The sequence below is a fragment of the Mesorhizobium sp. M0833 genome (assembly GCF_040319905.1).
In the GTDB taxonomy this organism is placed as follows: Bacteria; Pseudomonadota; Alphaproteobacteria; order Rhizobiales; family Rhizobiaceae; genus Mesorhizobium.
In genome coordinates this window covers 1-15,164 of sequence record NZ_JAMYOQ010000038.1, presented here as the reverse complement: position 1 = coordinate 15,164, position 15,164 = coordinate 1, and the positions used below count along the sequence as shown (strand labels likewise).

The 15,164-nt window shown below is 59.4% G+C and carries 16 protein-coding genes and 1 pseudogene; 13 read left to right on the top strand and 4 right to left on the bottom strand.

The annotated features are described in order from the left end of the window. The first annotated feature begins 6 nt into the window (after positions 1 to 6). The 4 genes from NKH98_RS28525 (at position 7) to NKH98_RS28510 (ending at position 4,835) form a co-directional block, all read left to right on the top strand. Positions 7 to 219: a hypothetical protein gene (locus NKH98_RS28525; RefSeq protein WP_352903530.1), complete on the top strand. Its 213-nt coding sequence runs from the start codon at positions 7 to 9 to the stop codon at positions 217 to 219. Positions 220 to 1,050: 831 nt separating this feature from the next. Then, positions 1,051 to 1,995, top strand: a complete 945-nt coding sequence (locus NKH98_RS28520; RefSeq protein WP_352903570.1) for a dihydrodipicolinate synthase family protein — start codon at positions 1,051 to 1,053, stop codon at positions 1,993 to 1,995. After that, positions 1,973 to 3,499, top strand: a complete 1,527-nt coding sequence (locus NKH98_RS28515; RefSeq protein WP_352903528.1) for an aldehyde dehydrogenase — start codon at positions 1,973 to 1,975, stop codon at positions 3,497 to 3,499. Before NKH98_RS28520 ends, NKH98_RS28515 begins: the two co-directional genes overlap by 23 nt. Before the next feature lie 13 nt (positions 3,500 to 3,512). Continuing rightward, positions 3,513 to 4,835, top strand: a complete 1,323-nt coding sequence (locus tag NKH98_RS28510; RefSeq protein ID WP_352903526.1) for an NAD(P)/FAD-dependent oxidoreductase — start codon at positions 3,513 to 3,515, stop codon at positions 4,833 to 4,835. Here NKH98_RS28510 and NKH98_RS28505 read toward each other — a convergent pair. Further along, a complete protein-coding gene (locus NKH98_RS28505; RefSeq protein ID WP_352903524.1) occupies positions 4,832 to 5,743 on the bottom strand; it encodes a LysR substrate-binding domain-containing protein in 912 nt (303 codons plus the stop codon). The two genes, NKH98_RS28510 and NKH98_RS28505, sit on opposite strands and share 4 nt — an antisense overlap. A gap of 331 nt (positions 5,744 to 6,074) precedes the next feature. Here NKH98_RS28505 and NKH98_RS28500 point away from each other — a divergent pair, with 331 nt between their 5' ends. The 3 genes and pseudogenes from NKH98_RS28500 to NKH98_RS28490 all read left to right on the top strand — a co-directional run bounded on the left by NKH98_RS28500 (position 6,075) and on the right by NKH98_RS28490 (position 7,297). Beyond that, the gene (locus tag NKH98_RS28500) at positions 6,075 to 6,842 is read left to right on the top strand and encodes an SDR family NAD(P)-dependent oxidoreductase (RefSeq protein WP_352903522.1); all 768 of its coding nucleotides are present in this window, start codon (positions 6,075 to 6,077) and stop codon (positions 6,840 to 6,842) included. Between the two features lie 9 nt (positions 6,843 to 6,851). Next, positions 6,852 to 7,019 (top strand): annotated as a pseudogene (locus NKH98_RS28495) (SDR family NAD(P)-dependent oxidoreductase); the annotation flags it as partial. Positions 7,020 to 7,111: 92 nt separating this feature from the next. Continuing rightward, entirely contained in the window at positions 7,112 to 7,297 is a 186-nt protein-coding gene (locus NKH98_RS28490; protein WP_352903520.1) for an SDR family oxidoreductase, read from the top strand. A gap of 38 nt (positions 7,298 to 7,335) precedes the next feature. On the opposite strand, the gene NKH98_RS28485 is transcribed toward NKH98_RS28490, so the two are convergent. Both NKH98_RS28485 and NKH98_RS28480 read right to left on the bottom strand, forming a co-directional pair. Continuing rightward, positions 7,336 to 8,187 carry an ABC transporter permease gene (locus NKH98_RS28485; protein WP_352903518.1) on the bottom strand — a complete coding sequence of 284 codons (852 nt, stop codon included), beginning with the start codon at positions 8,185 to 8,187 and terminating at the stop codon, positions 7,336 to 7,338. A gap of 36 nt (positions 8,188 to 8,223) precedes the next feature. Then, a complete protein-coding gene (locus NKH98_RS28480) occupies positions 8,224 to 9,201 on the bottom strand; it encodes an ATP-binding cassette domain-containing protein (RefSeq protein ID WP_352903568.1) in 978 nt (325 codons plus the stop codon). Between the two features lie 262 nt (positions 9,202 to 9,463). On the opposite strand from NKH98_RS28480, the gene NKH98_RS28475 reads away from it, so the two are divergent. The 6 genes from NKH98_RS28475 to NKH98_RS28450 all read left to right on the top strand — a co-directional run bounded on the left by NKH98_RS28475 (position 9,464) and on the right by NKH98_RS28450 (position 14,423). Beyond that, a complete protein-coding gene (locus NKH98_RS28475) occupies positions 9,464 to 11,017 on the top strand; it encodes a trimethylamine methyltransferase family protein (protein WP_352903566.1) in 1,554 nt (517 codons plus the stop codon). A 5-nt stretch (positions 11,018 to 11,022) separates the two neighbouring features. Beyond that, complete coding sequence (locus NKH98_RS28470) at positions 11,023 to 12,132, top strand: mandelate racemase/muconate lactonizing enzyme family protein (protein WP_352903516.1); 1,110 nt, start codon at positions 11,023 to 11,025, stop codon at positions 12,130 to 12,132. Continuing rightward, a complete protein-coding gene (locus tag NKH98_RS28465; protein ID WP_352903514.1) occupies positions 12,132 to 13,187 on the top strand; it encodes a GlxA family transcriptional regulator in 1,056 nt (351 codons plus the stop codon). The genes NKH98_RS28470 and NKH98_RS28465 overlap by 1 nt, the downstream gene beginning before the upstream one ends. Before the next feature lie 4 nt (positions 13,188 to 13,191). Continuing rightward, positions 13,192 to 13,419, top strand: a complete 228-nt coding sequence (locus NKH98_RS28460; protein ID WP_352903513.1) for a hypothetical protein — start codon at positions 13,192 to 13,194, stop codon at positions 13,417 to 13,419. Positions 13,420 to 13,682: 263 nt separating this feature from the next. Next, positions 13,683 to 13,982: an autoinducer binding domain-containing protein gene (locus NKH98_RS28455; RefSeq protein WP_352903512.1), complete on the top strand. Its 300-nt coding sequence runs from the start codon at positions 13,683 to 13,685 to the stop codon at positions 13,980 to 13,982. Between the two features lie 279 nt (positions 13,983 to 14,261). Next, a complete protein-coding gene (locus NKH98_RS28450; RefSeq protein WP_352903510.1) occupies positions 14,262 to 14,423 on the top strand; it encodes a helix-turn-helix transcriptional regulator in 162 nt (53 codons plus the stop codon). Between the two features lie 118 nt (positions 14,424 to 14,541). On the opposite strand, the gene NKH98_RS28445 is transcribed toward NKH98_RS28450, so the two are convergent. Then, positions 14,542 to 14,817 (bottom strand): hypothetical protein, encoded by a 276-nt coding sequence (locus tag NKH98_RS28445; RefSeq protein ID WP_352903508.1) that lies wholly within the window; start codon positions 14,815 to 14,817, stop codon positions 14,542 to 14,544. Positions 14,818 to 15,164: the final 347 nt, after the last annotated feature.

Here is a 15,164-nt window from a genome sequence, read left to right as displayed (position 1 = left end):
CCGCGCATGCTGCGCTATCAGCCCGCTCCTCGCCAATATTTCCTGCACTGCATCCTCGATCTCTGGGCCTACCAATGGCGTCGTCGCGTGCACATGGTTGCGTTGGTCGTGCGTTACGCTGACGACTTCGTCATGGGCTTTGAGAACAAGGCTGATGCAGAGGAGATGCTGTTGGCCCCTCAAAGTGCGGCTGGCCGGCTTCGGCCTGATGCTCCATGAGGGCAAGACGCGGTTGATTGAGTTTGGGCGGTTCGCGGCCCTCTCATGACAGCGGCATGGCGAGCGGCGACCCGAGACCTTCGCCTTTCTGGGCCTCACCAACTATTGCGGGCGGACCCCGGATGGCCGGTTCATCGTGAAGCACAAGGCGAAACGGACATGCCTGACCCGCAAGGTGGGCGCTGCGCCATCCTGGCGACTCATGCACGCCCCACTGGCCACGCAGCACGAATGGTTCGCCGCCGTTCTGCTCGGACAGACGCTACTAGGGCAGGCCGCACAACTACCCAGCGCTCAACGGATTCCATCGGCAAATGCGCCGGATAAAGCTACGGTGTCTGAGGCGTTAGCCAGAAAGCCGGCACATGGGCTGGTCGGAGTTCAAGACCCTGGCATCACGCTTCCGCCGGCCAACTCCACTTGGGTGCAGGACCAGGATATGACGCAGGTTAGCAGCGCGCACCCGGGTGGGAATCGATCGCGGCCAAAGGAGACCGTCCGTAGGTGTCGGGCCGCGATGGCGCAAACGAGATCGTCGGTGAGGCTCGAGAACCTCGCCATTCAGCGCGACCTTTTGGAGTTTCTCAAGAGGTCTCGACGTTGAAGCGATGTACCTTCATGACCCCGATTGGCCAAGGAGAGCAACGCGTACTAGCCCGTCCAATGACCGACTTGCTTGCGTCAGGGCCCGGCGATACGCCGATTTTAGTTGATTTTCTCAATCATAGTGCGAACCGCAAAAAAGTTGTCTGCCAAGTGATTTTATTTCGGCTGCTCCCGCTCCTCAGCTTGCATATAAAACTGACCTGTAGCCAAATTGGAGCGAAGCAGATGTCGTTCAAAGGCGTTATTCCGCCCGTCACAACGCCCTTTCACGCGGACGGATCGATTGACCGTGACGGCTTCTGCGTCATGGTCGAGCACCTGGTCGCGACTGGCGTCCACGGTATCATTGTCGGTGGTACGACAGGCGAGTACTATGCCCAGTCACGCGACGAGCGTGTCGGTCTGCTTAAGCTTGCCAGGAGCGTGGTGAAGGGTAAGATGCCCCTGATAGCCGGCGTCGGTGCCATTCGCACCGAGGACTGCATCGAATATGCGCTAATTGCAAAGGACCTGAAGTACGACGGCATTCTGATCGGCTCGCCGTACTACGCTGTTCCCACACAGCTCGAACTTGCCAATCATGCGCTTGCGATCGACAAGGCCGCCAATCTACCAGTGATGCTCTACAACTATCCGGGACGCACCGGCACGATGATGGACCTCGAGTTCCTCAACCGGGTCGGTCGCAGTTCCAATTTTTGCGCCATCAAGGAGTCGAGCGGCAGCATGAACCAGCTGCACGCACTGGCTCGTGACTATCCGCACATTGATCTGTTTTGCGGCATGGATGATCAGGCCCTCGAATTCTTCGCGTGGGGCGCAAAAGGGTGGGTCTGCGGCGCCGGCAACTGCCTGCCGGCAGAGCACCTCGCGCTGTACGAAGCCTGCGTGATCGAGAAGGACTTCACCAAGGGCCGGCAGATCATGTCGGCGCTTCTGCCTCTGATGCGGCTTCTTGAGCAGGGCGGCAAGTTCGTCCAGAGCATCAAATTCGGCTGCGAATTGGCTGGATTGCCGGCTGGGCCCGTGCGCCGGCCAATCCGGGCGATCGACGACGAACAGAAGCGGGAACTCGAGATGACGATCCGCACCCTTAAGGCAGTCATCGCGTCAGTCACAGCAAAATCCCAGAAGAGGGCTTCCGAGAATGTCGTTGCTACTAACGCGTGATGAGTACCAGAATCTGGCGGACAGTCTGCCGCTGCCAACCAACGCAGTGATCGACGGCAATGCGCGGGCGGCACAGTCCGGCGATACGTTCGAGACCATCAATCCCGCGACAGGGCAGGTCATCGCCAGGATCGCATCCTGCGGCGAGGCTGACGTCGGTCTCGCCGTCGAGAAGGCACGACTGGCGTTTGAATCGGGCGTCTGGTCGCGTGCGCATCCAAGTGAGCGCAAGCGCGTGCTGCGGCGCCTCGTCAAGCTGATTGAGCGAAATTCCCATGAGCTTGCCGTACTCGAGACCCTCGAAAGCGGCAAGCCGATCTACGACGTCGAAACCATAGACATTCCCGAGGCGCTGCATTGCCTGGAATGGCACGCGGAAGCCACCGACAAGCTCTACGGCCAGACGTCGCCCTCGGGCAAGGACGTCGTGTCGCTGATCGTGCGCCAGCCGCTGGGCGTGGTCGCCTGCGTTTTGCCCTGGAATTTCCCGATCCTAATGCTGGCCTGGAAGATCGGCCCGGCGCTCGCGACCGGCAATTCGGTCATCGTCAAGCCGGCCGAACAGACCAACATGTCGACGTTGCGGATTGCCGAACTGGCGCATGAGGCCGGGTTGCCGCGAGGCGTCCTGCAGATCGTGACCGGCCCCGGCGAAATCACCGGCAAGGCGCTTGGCATGCATCCGGATGTCGACATGGTCGCCTTCACCGGTTCGACCGATGTCGGCCGGAAATTCCTAGAATATTCCGCCAAGTCCAACCTCAAGCGCATCGTGCTCGAATGCGGCGGAAAGAACCCTTGCATCGTCCTGGACGACGCCGAGAACCTCGACGTTGTCGCACAGCATGTCACCCAGGCTGTCTTCTGGAACATGGGCGAGAACTGTTCCTCCAATTCCCGGCTAATCGTGCATGAGAAGATCAAGGATCGCCTGGTCGAAACGGTCCTCCACAAGCTCAAGGAATGGCCCTTGGGTGAGCCGTTGGACCCGGGCAACCGGCTGGGTGCCATCGTGTCGAAGGAACAGTTCGACCGCATCATGGGCTACATCAAGAAAGGGCTGGCGGAAGGCGCCAGGATCGTGACAGGCGGTAATGCCAACAAACACCGCAAGGGCTACTTTATCGAGCCCACTGTCTTCGACGATGTCACGCCTGGCATGACGATCGCCCGTGAGGAGATCTTCGGACCGGTGCTGTCGGTTATCAAGGTGGCCAACGCTGACGAGGCTCTTCGGGTCGCCAACGATACGCAATACGGACTTGCAGCGTCGATCTTTACCGCCAATCTCGGCAAGGCGCATCGCATGGCAAGGGACATTCGCGCCGGGACGGTGACCATCAATTGCTACGGCGAAGGAGACGTCTCGACTCCCTTCGGCGGCTTCAAGCTTTCGGGCTTCGGGGGACGAGACAAGTCATTGCATGCCCACGACCAATATACTGAACTCAAGACCATCTGGGCCGACATCTCCGATCCTAAAGTCTCGCGTTCGGTAGACTAGCCTGGCCGCACCGATGAGCGAATTTCAGGCTGTCCGCACGCCTGCAGACACATCCATGCCCGGCTGGTACGGTATTCTGCCGCCTCCCAAGGCACCTGAGGTGCTGCGCGGCCGTCACAAGGCGGACTGGCTCATTGTAGGAGCTGGGTTTGCTGGATTGGCGGCCGCGCGGCGCCTATCACAATTGGTGCCGAACGAGCGCATAGTGGTGGTCGACGCTCAGCAGGTCGGCTGGGGTGCTGCCGGGCGCAACTCCGGCTTCATGATCGATCTTCCGCACGAGCTCGGTGGGGAGCATTACGGGGGAACCCAGGACCACGATCGCAAGCGCATTCGCATGAACCGGGCCGCGATCGAATTCTCTGCTTCGGCAGCGGACGAATACGGGTTGCAGAAATACTTCGTTCGAGCCGGCAAGTACCATGGAGCTGCAACTGATCACGGTGCTGCGGTCCTGCGCGAATTCGAAAAGCACCTGACAGGGCTAGGCGAGCCATTCGAGCGGCTCGACGGGCCACAGTTGAACAAAATCACTGGAACCGACTTCTTCGTCAGCGGCACCTTCACGCCGGGAACAGTAATGGCACAGCCGGCCGGTTTCATCCGTGGGCTTGCCGAAGGCTTGTCGAGGCGTGTGCAGCTATTCGAGAATTCCCCGGTCACATCTTTGCAGACCGGCAAACTGCACACTGCCAAGACGGCTGAGGGCGAGATCACCGCGCCGCGGTTGATACTGACAGTCAACGGTCATCTCGAAAGTTTTGGTTACTTCAAGAAACGCCTGCTGCACGTGTTCACCTACGCCAGCATGACGAGGCCGCTTTCCAAGAGCGAACAGACAGCGGTGGGAGGTGAGGCGCATTGGGGCTTGATCCCGGCCGACCCGATGGGATCAACCATCCGGAGGATCGGCGATCGGATCGTCGTCCGCAACACCTTCACCTATAATCCGGACATGTCCACCAGCGAGAAGCAGATCCGTCGGATCGGCGCCGTGCACGATCGATCATTCCAGGCGCGCTTCCCGATGCTGGGTCAAACACCGATGGAATTTCGCTGGGGAGGCCACTTGTGTCTCTCGCTCAATTCCGCGCCTGCATTCGGCGAAATTGAAGACAGAGTCTTCGTAGCCGGATGCTGCAATGGCCTGGGAACGGTGCAGGGCACCCTCTACGGGATGCTGGCTGCCGATCTTGCCGTTGGCAGCAACGAGCCAATGGTTGCACACGCCCTGAAAGAGCCAGCCCCGATTCAGCTTTATCCAGAACCGCTGATGTCGATCGGAGCGCCGCTGAAGTTGTGGGCGATGCAGAAGCGCGCCGGCAGAGAGCTCTAGTTTTCTCGTTCTTGCGCCGCCACTTCCCGGATCCAGCTACGGAGGCTCAGGGCGGCAGGGGAAAGCGTGCGGTTTTGATACCAGGTGAGATAGTAGCTGCCAGGGGCTGGGAGCTCGAGATCCGTCACTCTGACGAGTTTCCCTTCGTCTATCTGCGCTTTGACAAGGCGGTGCCAGCCAACGGCAACACCTTGATCGGCTTGAGCGGCCTGAAGCGCCACGAAGAACTTGCCGAAGCGCCGACCGCGGGTCGGCCCGTGCGAGACGCCCGCGCGCCGTAAGACCTCGTCCCAGCCAGCCCAGTCGGGATCCACCCAATCGACATGCAGCAAGGGGAGGTCGGCCAACGACTCCGCCGTTGCATCGCGATGCTTGCTTGCAAACCCTGGCCCGCATACCGGATAGATCGTCTCATTGAAAAGGAGCTCAGCATCTTCATTCGACCACGATCCGAACCCGTAGCGGATGCGCAATTCGACCTCGGCGCGGCGGTAATCGCGGGGATTGTCCGAGATAAGGTGGTCAACCGCGATATCCTGGTACCTCGTCCAAAAGTCCGGCATCCGCGGGATCAGCCACGTCGACGCGAAGGCATCCGTGCACGCCAGGGTGACGTTCTTGGAACGGTCGCCGCGTTTCACATTTCGGACGATGTCTGCGGCCCGCGAAAAGCCGGTAGCCAACACGCCATAAAGGTCTTCGCCGGCGCTTGTCAGCGCCACACCGGTTCCCAATCGGGTAAACAGCGGAACCCCGAGTTCGTCCTCGATCGCCTTGATCTGCCGGCTCACGGCGCCGGGAGTGACGTTCAGTTCCGCAGCAGCCAATTTGAATGACAAGTGCCGGGCAGACGCCTCGAAAACAGCCAAAGCAGTCAGGGACGGCAGGTCGTAATAGCGGCGAACCATCTCAAGCTCCAAACACTTCGATATTCGCCCGGCGCGACAGATTGGGCAAGCGAAGCCCACGATATCGGGAAACCATTTATAATACGACGCGATGGCCCGCGTTGCGATTGACTATGGCCACAACATAGGAAAACTGTACGCACCATGCTGCGCGATCTGCGACGCTGCCCAATCCCATGTCCGACGCCGCTGCAGCGTAGCATGCTCGGGTTATGTCTGCGCTCGGGCAACTCAACAAGGGGGTGAGACTTTTGCAGGGCTGCCCCACTAGTCTTAGATAGCTGTTCAGTGATTATGAGCTGAACTCCTACTCTCAAAGATGGCTTGAGCTATGACTGGCATTGAAAAGAAAACTGCGGTGATAACAGGCGCGGCGGGAGGTATCGGGCAAGCGATCTCCAAGCAGTTCGTCGCGAACGGCTTTCATGTGATTGCCGGCGACGCCGACCAGGCTGGCCTGGACCGGCTCGATGCCGAACTCAACCGAATCGGACAGAATGTCTGGAGCAAGGCCGGCGACCTCAGGAACAAGGCTTATTGCGAAGATTTGATCGACTTTTCCATCCAGATCACAGGCAGGCTGGACGTGCTCGTCAACAATGCCGGGATCATCACGAGGGGCAATATCCTCGAGACGACCGATGAGGATTGGGAACGGACGTTCGACACCAACCTGACGTCGATATTCTACACTTGCCGGAGGGCTATCGGCCATATGAAGGGCCACGGCGGCGGCGCGATCGTGAACATCGCATCCTGCTGGGGACTCTATCCCGGACCCGGGCATGCCGCCTACTGCACCAGCAAGGCGGCCGTGGCGGCGTTTTCGAAGTGCCTCGGCCGCGACCATGCCGGTGACGGGATACGGGTCAACGCGGTGTGTCCGAATGAGGTCAACACGCCGATGCTGCGCACCGGCTTCGCCAAGCGCGGTTTCAATCCCGACACTGCCATAGAGGAGCTCAACAAGACGGTTCCGCTCGGGCGCATTGCCGAGCCGGAAGACATCGCCGATGCGGTGTATTTCTTGAGTTCCGATGCCGCCCGCTACATCGCCGGCACGACGGTTGAAGTGAACGGCGCCAAACCGGTCTATTGAGGACATCCCATGGCCGACAGACTTGCAGGAAAAATCGCTATCATCACGGGCGGCGGCCGAGGCATCGGTGCCGGTATCACGCAACGTTTCGTGGAGGAGGGAGCCAAGGTTGCCATTGTACAGAGAAACCCGCCACCCGACGAGATCCTCAACGATCGCACCATTTACGTCAAGGCGGACCTTGCGAACTCCGAGAACATCGCTTCGGCCGTTAAGACTGTCGTCGAGCGACTGTCAATTCTGACCTCAGTGAGATCTACATCGACAGCATGGATGACCGTTCGCGTGTCCGCAGGGAACTGCTCGCCATGCATCCTGTTGGACGTCTTGGTGAGCCGACTGATGTCGGCAACCTTGCCGTTTGGCTTGCCTCGGAAGAGAGCGCCTTCGTGACCGGGCAGGTCTACGTCATCGACGGCGGACGCACCAAGAAGCTGCCGCTGCCGATTGCGTGAAGAGGAGAAGCCCGGCCATTGACCGGGCTTCATGTTTGTCAGGCCGTCGGATCAACTTTCTCGCTAATTCGCCTGGTGATGCGATCGATCAGGATTGCTAGAACAACGACCGCCAGGCCAGCTTCGATGCCCCTCCCAACCTGGAGACGAGAGATCGACCGAATGATTTCGTCGCCCAGGCCGCCGGCCCCGATCATGGATGCGATGATGACCATCGATAACGACATCATCACGCACTGATTGACGCCCGCCATAATCGAACGAAACGCCAGCGGCAATTTGATTAGGAACAGCACGGCTTGGCGACTTGCGCCAAAGGCTTCTCCGGCTTCGACCATTTCCGGCCCGACCATGTTGAGACCATGGGCCGTGAGCCTGATCGGCAGCGGCATGGCGAAGAAGATCGTCGCAACGATGCCCGGAACGGTTCCGACACCGAAGAAAAACACCGCTGGGACGAGGAGCACGAAGGGGGGCATCGTCTGCATGAAGTCGAGTATCGGCTCAGCCACCGCGTTCAGGCGCTTCGATTCAGCAATGAGAGTACCGATTGGTATCCCGATGGCCAGGGCGACGACGGCCGCCGTAAGCACCAGGGAGAGTGTCACCATCGCCGGCGCCCAGAGATTCATGACGAAGATGAAGGCCAGCCCACATCCACTGAGGATAGCCAGCGAGAGGCGCCCAAGTAGGACACCACCGACCATAACGATCGCGATGATCAGCCAGGCCGGCGCGCTCGTCAGAACCCTGGCCAAGGGCTGTTGGATGCCCAGGATCACCGTCGAGATGAAATCGAAGACGAATCCGAAATGCGCTGAGAGGTAGGTCGTGAAGTCGTCGATTGACGCGGCAACCGTGCCTGCAAACTCCGAAAAATCCATCGTCATGAATCCGCAGCTAGAGTCGTTTGAGTTTGACGTTCGTTATTGTATCGCCCGTTCTGCCGCGGCGTTTGCCCTCGTCGTTTCGGCAGGTTTCGGTTTCTCGACCCTCGGCGCCGCGCCGGCTAACGAGGAATGGGCGGCGAGCGCTCTGAGAACGGACTTAGTGGTGACCGTCCCGACCGGCGTTCCGTCGTTTTGAACCACGATCAAAGCACGCTGCTCTTTCGCCAGTTCATCGAGATAGGGGGCGATCAGATCGTCGGGCGCGAGCTTTACGAAATCTTTCGACAGATGTTTCGTCCATTCCGGGATCGGCTTGTTCGCCAGTTCCGCCGGCGGGCAGACGGCATCCATGATTTGGCCAGCCGACAGCACCTTGAAGACATCGATGCCCCGCACGAAGTCCCTGACGTAGCCGCTGGCGGGGGAGAGCACGATATCGATCGGCCGGCCTTCCTGGACGACCTGTCCCTTGAGGAGAATGGCGATGCGGTCACCGATCGTTGCCGCTTCGTTTGGGTCGTGTGTCACAAAGACAATCGTCTTATTCAGGGTGCTCTGAAGCCGGAGCAACTCCTGTTGCATCTCCTCGCGAATAAGCGGGTCGAGCGCGCTGAACGGCTCGTCCATCAGCAGCACCGGCGTGTCCATCACCAGGGCACGCGCCAGGCGGACGCGCTGGCGCATGCCGCCGCTAAGGTTGGACGGCTTGCGGTCGTCCCATCCGCTGAGCCCTACGAGCTTGAGTGCCTTGCCTGCGCGCTCGCGTCGCTCCTTGCGTCCGACCCCGGCGACACGGAGCCCGAACCCAACATTGTCGATGACCGACATGTGCGGCAGCAGCGCAAAATGCTGAAACACCATTCCGATCATGCTGGAGCGGATCTGGCGGAGTTCCTTTTTGCCAGCTTTCGTGACGTCCTGCCCATTGGCCACGATCTGGCCGGCAGTGGGGTCGATAAGTCGGTTGATGCAGCGAAGAAGGGTCGACTTCCCGCTGCCTGAGAGACCCATTATGACGAAGATTTCCCAGTCTCAATCGTCATATTGATGTTGTTGAGCGCGACGCGTTATCCGTAAAGGCTGGGCTGCGACGTGGAACGGCTCCGCCGCTGCTCGACCCGAACCATCTCTCGAGCGTGCGGGTGAGCGAGCCGGCGGTGCGGCCCTTTAGTCAACACGCTCGTGAGACTTTTGCAGTAGGTTAAAGCTCAAAGCTCCGGCAATAGTTGAGCGCGGTCCGGTTTCGGTGTCGCGACTTATTTGCCTGGAGGCCGGCATGACTGCTCAACTACAGCTCTCTCGTAGAGGAGGGCGGGAAGCGCGGCGGACGATCCGCACCGCGCCAAAGGTCGACATGTTGCCGACGCTCAAGCGCGGCCTGCCCGTGGTCGAGCCGATGGATGCCGAGCAGGTTGAACGCATTCACGAGGCTTCTCTCGCCATCCTGGAAGAAGTAGGCGTGGTGTTTCGCGATCCGATCGCGATTGAGGACTGGAAGAGAGCCGGAGCGGACTTGCGCGCGGATGACCGCGTTCATCTCGACCGCGGCCTGGTCATGGAGCTCATCAAGACCATCCCCCCCAACGTCGAATATTTCGCGCGCGACCCAGCGAAGAATGTCGAGCTCGGAGGCGATAAATCAATCTTCGTGCCGATGACAGGCGCACCGTACATGCGGGATCTCGATGATGTGAGGCGTGGCCCGACAATTGCGGACCTGGGGACGTTTCATAAACTCGCCCACATGATGCCGGCACTACATTCGTCGGCTCACCACATCGTCGAGCCAATGGATATTGTCGTCGCGCATCGGCACCTGCACATCACCTATTCGTCAATAAAGCACTCCGACAAGATTTTCATGGGCATGACCACCTCGCCCAAGAATGCCGAGGACGTGCTCGACATGTGCGAGATCCTTTTCGGCGAAGGCTTCCTCGAGAAGCATGCAGTCACTACCGGAAACTGCAATGGCAATTCGCCGCTGGTGTGGGACCAGGTCATGCTGGGCGGCATGCGTGCTTTCTGCCGGCGCAACCAGCCCGTCTTGTGCTCGCCCTTCGTTCTCGGCGGCGCGAACACGCCAGCCTCCACCGCGGCGGCAGTGGCGCAGCTAAATGCGGAGGCGCTTTCGGCACTCGCCTACACGCAGGTGGTGCGCAAGGGCTGCCCTGCCATTTATGGGCATTATCTGTCGACCGTGTCGATGCAATCGGGAGCGCCGATGGCGGGAACGCCAGAGATATCGCTCATGAATTTCATGATCGGCCAGATGGCTCGTCGCTATAACGTGCCCTGGCGCACTTCGAACTTACTTGGCGGGGCCAAGGTCTTCGATGCGCAAGCTGGCTATGAAAGTGCGATGACGATGATGGCAGTGCTGATGTCAGGCGCAAACTACATTTGGCATTCGGCTGGCTGGAATGAAGCCGGCATGCACTGCTCGATCGCAAAGTTCGTTGTCGACGCCGAAGTCTGCGCCATGGGCTATCGCATGACGCAAGGCATCCAGTGGGACGATTTTGATGAAGCCTTGGCTGCGGTCCGCGACGTTGGGCCGGGCGGCCATTACTTTGGCCATCCGCATACACAGGCCAACTTCGAGAAGGCCTTCTTTATCCCAAAACTCTTCGACAATAACTCGATCGAGCAGTGGTACGCTGATGGCTCCAAGGATATCAAGCAACGTGCCCTCGATCATGCGCGCCGCCTTCTGGCCGAATATGAAGAACCTAAGCTCGACGTCGCGAAGGACGAGGAATTGCGCGCTTATATCGATCGTCGCTCGAGGGAAATCCCCGCCGTCGACGCACTCAACGAGGAATACTGAGCATCATGCGCATTGACCGGATCAACGTCTATAGTAGCAAGCTGCCTGTTAAAGGTGGCACCTATCGAATGGCAAGCACCGACGTTGACGCGCTTGACAGCACCCTTGTCGAGGTTGTGACCGATGACGGGCTGACTGGCTGGGGCGAAACCTGCCCGGTCGGACCGGTTTATCAGCCGCATCATGCACTCGGCGCACGCGCGGCGATTGCCGAAATCGCGCCAGGTCTTATGGGCGCCGAGATTGCCTCGATCAGGCTTCTCGCCAAACGCATGGACGAGCGCTTGAACGGGCATGGCTATGCCAAGGCCGTGTTCGATATCGCCTTTCTAGATCTCCTCAGCCAACGGCTGGGCGTGCCGGTTTCAACGCTTTTGGGCGGCGCCCTGGCCGATCGCGTCCCGTCCTACTATTCGCTGATTGTTGGCTCACCGGACGAAACGGCCAGGATTGCCACCGACAAGGTGAAGGCAGGTTATCCACGGCTGCAGGTCAAAATCTCGGGGCAAAATCTCGAAGAGGATGTGGCCATCGTTCACAAGGTTTGGGAGGCGGTCGGCTACAAAGCGCGTATCGCAGTGGATGGCAATAGGGGCCTCACTGTCGCTGCAGCGATCCATCTGGACCGGCTTTGCCAGGCGATCCCATTCGTTTTCGAGCAACCCTGCAACACTATGGATGAGGTCGCCACTCTGAAGGGCAGGGTCACGCATCCGATCTATCTGGATGAGAACACCGAAGATCAGAATGCAGTGCTTCGGGCGATCTCCCTCGGCATCGCGGATGGCTTCGGCTTCAAGGTCACCCGTCTCGGCGGCCTCACCAAAATGGCGACAATGCGCGACCTTTGCGCCATCCGCTCGTTGCCGCACAGCTGTGATGACGCATGGGGTGGCGACATAATCGCGGCGGCTTGCGTGCATTTAGCTTCCACTGTGGAGCCGCGCCGTTTCGAGGGCGCCTGGATCGCGCAGGAATATATCGAAGGACATTTCGACGCGAAGAATCCAATTGTCATCGAAAATGGTCACATCGCCGTACCGCAACTGCCAGGACTCGGTGTCAAACCGGAACCCGGCATGTTCGGTGAGCCGGTAGCCACGCACGGATCCTAGTGAACGCGCCCGCCAACATCATCGCAATGACGCCGTTGGCCACGCCGAAAATTTCGGCGGCGGCCAATCGACCGTTTGACCTAGTGGTTCTTTTGTTACCCGGGTTCTCGCACCTGGCGCTTCACGCCTATATTGAACCTTTTCGCATCGCAAACACGGTATCCAGGCTGCCGCTGTTCCGGTGGCGAATCGCGGGGCTTGACGCTCGGCCAATCGAGGGCGCCAGCGGCCTTTCGGTTGCCGTTGATGTCGCGATAGACGAGCTGGCTTCCGGCTCGGACGATCGCAGACCGAACCAGCTCGCTATCGTGACGGGCGAGCCGGTAGAACAGCAACTGACGCCTGAACTCAACGGATTTCTGCGAACGATGGCGCGTCGCGCGGTGCCGATATCTGCGGTTGGGACAGCGACATGGCTGCTTGCTCGGACGGGCCTTCTGGCAGGCACACGCTGCACGATACACTGGTCACGGCTCGCTGCTTTCGCCGAAGTGTTCAATCAACCGCGCATAAGCGATTCCTTGTTTGTCAAGGACGGCCAGTATTCAACCTGCGCAGGAGAACTGGCAGCTTTTGACCTGGCGGTCGATCTGATCGGCAGCCATGCCGGCGGGTATATTGCACAGGAGGTCTGCCGCCACGCGACTATCCAAGGTCAGCGCTCAGGATCAAACCGCCAGACCGGGCCGTCAGGTCTAGCCTTTGCCGGTGTGAGTGACAAGCTCCTGATGGCAATGCGGATCATGGAAGAAAATGTGGAGTTCCCGCTGACAATGGAAGAGGTTGCGCAACGGGCCGGAGTATCGCGGCGCCAGCTGGAACGCTTGTTCGCTTCCCATGTCCGACTTCCGCCGGTGCGCCACTATCTCCGGATCCGCACAGACCATGCGAAGCGCCTGATCGAAGGCACGCGGATGCCCATCATCGACATTGCCATGGCCTGCGGGTTTACGTCTGCCTCGCACTTCGCGAAGTGCTTCAGAGCCTTCAATGGAATGTCGCCGCAGCAGTGTCGAGCGATAGTGCCGGCCTGGGTTGGGTCCGGCTTAAGATGATAGCTTGGTATTGAATTTAGCGGAGAATAGCGGCACCCCTATCCATGCCAATGTTTGGAGTCGATCTGCCCACCAACAATCGGAAAGCAGCGCAACGATACGTCCGGATCATAGCGCTCAAAGCGGCGAGATGCGCTTATCCGTTGTTCTCTTCGTCGACAGCGGCAATCATTGGATTGATGACGGCTTTGATGCCGCCCCGACCATGGTGGCGCAGGATGACTTCTCATGATTGCATGATGCGGGGGCGGCGATGATTTCATTTCGCCCCAAGAAGACTCTCTGATTGCACTATTGCGTTGGGAAGATGCTGTAGCTTCTCGGAGATGGCCGTTCGAACAGTCCAGCGCAGCTGCGGTAGGCGACGACCGGTGCAAGATCATGCAAGCCGGCCACTGCCTGCAAAACCCGGCCGCAGTTATGCGGCCGGCTTATGGCGGGGTCTCCAGGTAAGCCTGGCGCGCAGCAGACGGATGGAGGGATTGAGTCAGGATAATGACGAAGAACATGCCGCTTCTCTTCGAGACATTTCTGCAAAGGCTGTCGGTAAGTGTCGATGAGGGCGATTTCCGGGAAGCCATGGCCGATGTCGCCACAGGTCTCGATCTACTCGCCTTTGCCTACCTCTCCTTGCCGCCGGGGTCTGATGGCAAGCCCATGCTGATCTCCAATTATCCGGCGCTCTGGACAGCGCGCTATCTTGAGAACCGGTATCAGAATGTCGACCCGGTCATTGTACGTGCAAGCTATCGCAAACCCCCATTTCGATGGGGATTTGACCTAAAGAGTTTTTGATCTATCGGGGCCTCAGCTTAGGTTTTTCGAGGAAGCAGCCCAGTTTGGCATCTGCTGCGGCGTAACGTAACGATCCCGATTATCGATCTTCGAGGAAATTTTGCGGCGATGACTTTGCCGCCGACAAGCCCGATCCTGTATTTATCCGCGTGGCGGAACGCTACAACAAGGTCTTCCGTTCATCGCGTCCGGTTTTCATATGTTCGTGCGCCGCAAACTTTCGGGCGCGCGAATGGTGGACGGTATCTCGCTGACGCCGCGCGAATACGAGTGCCTGCAATGAGCAGCAAGAGCAAGTCCGAATGGGAGATCGGCTGCATCGTGCGGATCACGCGGCGCACGGCCACGTTTCATCTCGGCAATGCCCGCAAGAAGCTCGGCGTCAGCACCACCAAACAGGCAATTGCGCGTCTCGCCGCTTCAAGTCTTTCGGTTCACTAACAAGTCAGCTCACCTGTGCAACTGCACAGGCTGCCATTGCGTGAATGTTCGCCTCCAATGGCGGGGAAATTTTCCCGGCGAGGAGGCCCTTGATGATCCAGCTTATTGCGCCTGACTGCTACGACGAATTTGCTGACGAACTGCATGTCGCCCACAGGCGATGCATCGAAAGTGCTGCGCCAGATCGCCTAGGCACGCAGGTAAACAGTTGCAGGATATCCGCTCCCGAGACGGCGAGTTGGAAGCTGCGCTCCGCATGGCGAAGAAGAACATGCTCGCTCTTCTCCGGCATCAGCAGGACTGCAGCACGACATGGCAATGCCGCCAGCTCGAACGGCGATATCGTCGACGATGCTGACTGCTGTTCCGCAAAAACTGCAATACGTTTGCGCACCGGCGCGGACACCAGAACACGGCCGCACTGCGCCCGTAAGACGCAGCGAAACAAAAACACCCCAGCGCGACAGGTCGCCGGTCGACGCGATCACGTCGCCTGCTGGCGCGCAGCAAGCAGATCATGCTGGGCACCTCGCGCCCCCCAACTGCACGCTTTCCCAGCTCGTCGTCTGAACCCGCCGGGCTGTCAGATTCTCCTTATTGAAATCCCTGACGATCATGATTCACCTCTTACGCTGCCGTGTTCACGGTACGCATCCGGTGAAGACCGCAGACGTGCGCATCCGGCAGCCAGGAGAACCTGAGCACCGGAGTGCTGGGGTCAAGCTTTCTTTGGGGAGACGC

Bases quoted from the DNA above. Each gene is read 5' to 3' on its own strand.
- NKH98_RS28475 (WP_352903566.1), top strand. From the start codon at position 9,464: ATGACTGCTCAACTACAGCTCTCTCGTAGAGGAGGGCGGGAAGCGCGG.
- NKH98_RS28485 (WP_352903518.1), bottom strand. From the start codon at position 8,187: ATGACGATGGATTTTTCGGAGTTTGCAGGCACGGTTGCCGCGTCAATC.
- NKH98_RS28515 (WP_352903528.1), top strand. From the start codon at position 1,973: ATGTCGTTGCTACTAACGCGTGATGAGTACCAGAATCTGGCGGACAGT.
- NKH98_RS28505 (WP_352903524.1), bottom strand. From the start codon at position 5,743: ATGGTTCGCCGCTATTACGACCTGCCGTCCCTGACTGCTTTGGCTGTT.
- NKH98_RS28520 (WP_352903570.1), top strand. From the start codon at position 1,051: ATGTCGTTCAAAGGCGTTATTCCGCCCGTCACAACGCCCTTTCACGCG.
- NKH98_RS28500 (WP_352903522.1), top strand. From the start codon at position 6,075: ATGACTGGCATTGAAAAGAAAACTGCGGTGATAACAGGCGCGGCGGGA.
- NKH98_RS28450 (WP_352903510.1), top strand. From the start codon at position 14,262: ATGAGCAGCAAGAGCAAGTCCGAATGGGAGATCGGCTGCATCGTGCGG.
- NKH98_RS28470 (WP_352903516.1), top strand. From the start codon at position 11,023: ATGCGCATTGACCGGATCAACGTCTATAGTAGCAAGCTGCCTGTTAAA.
- NKH98_RS28490 (WP_352903520.1), top strand. From the start codon at position 7,112: ATGGATGACCGTTCGCGTGTCCGCAGGGAACTGCTCGCCATGCATCCT.
- NKH98_RS28525 (WP_352903530.1), top strand. From the start codon at position 7: ATGCTGCGCTATCAGCCCGCTCCTCGCCAATATTTCCTGCACTGCATC.
- NKH98_RS28455 (WP_352903512.1), top strand. From the start codon at position 13,683: ATGACGAAGAACATGCCGCTTCTCTTCGAGACATTTCTGCAAAGGCTG.
- NKH98_RS28510 (WP_352903526.1), top strand. From the start codon at position 3,513: ATGAGCGAATTTCAGGCTGTCCGCACGCCTGCAGACACATCCATGCCC.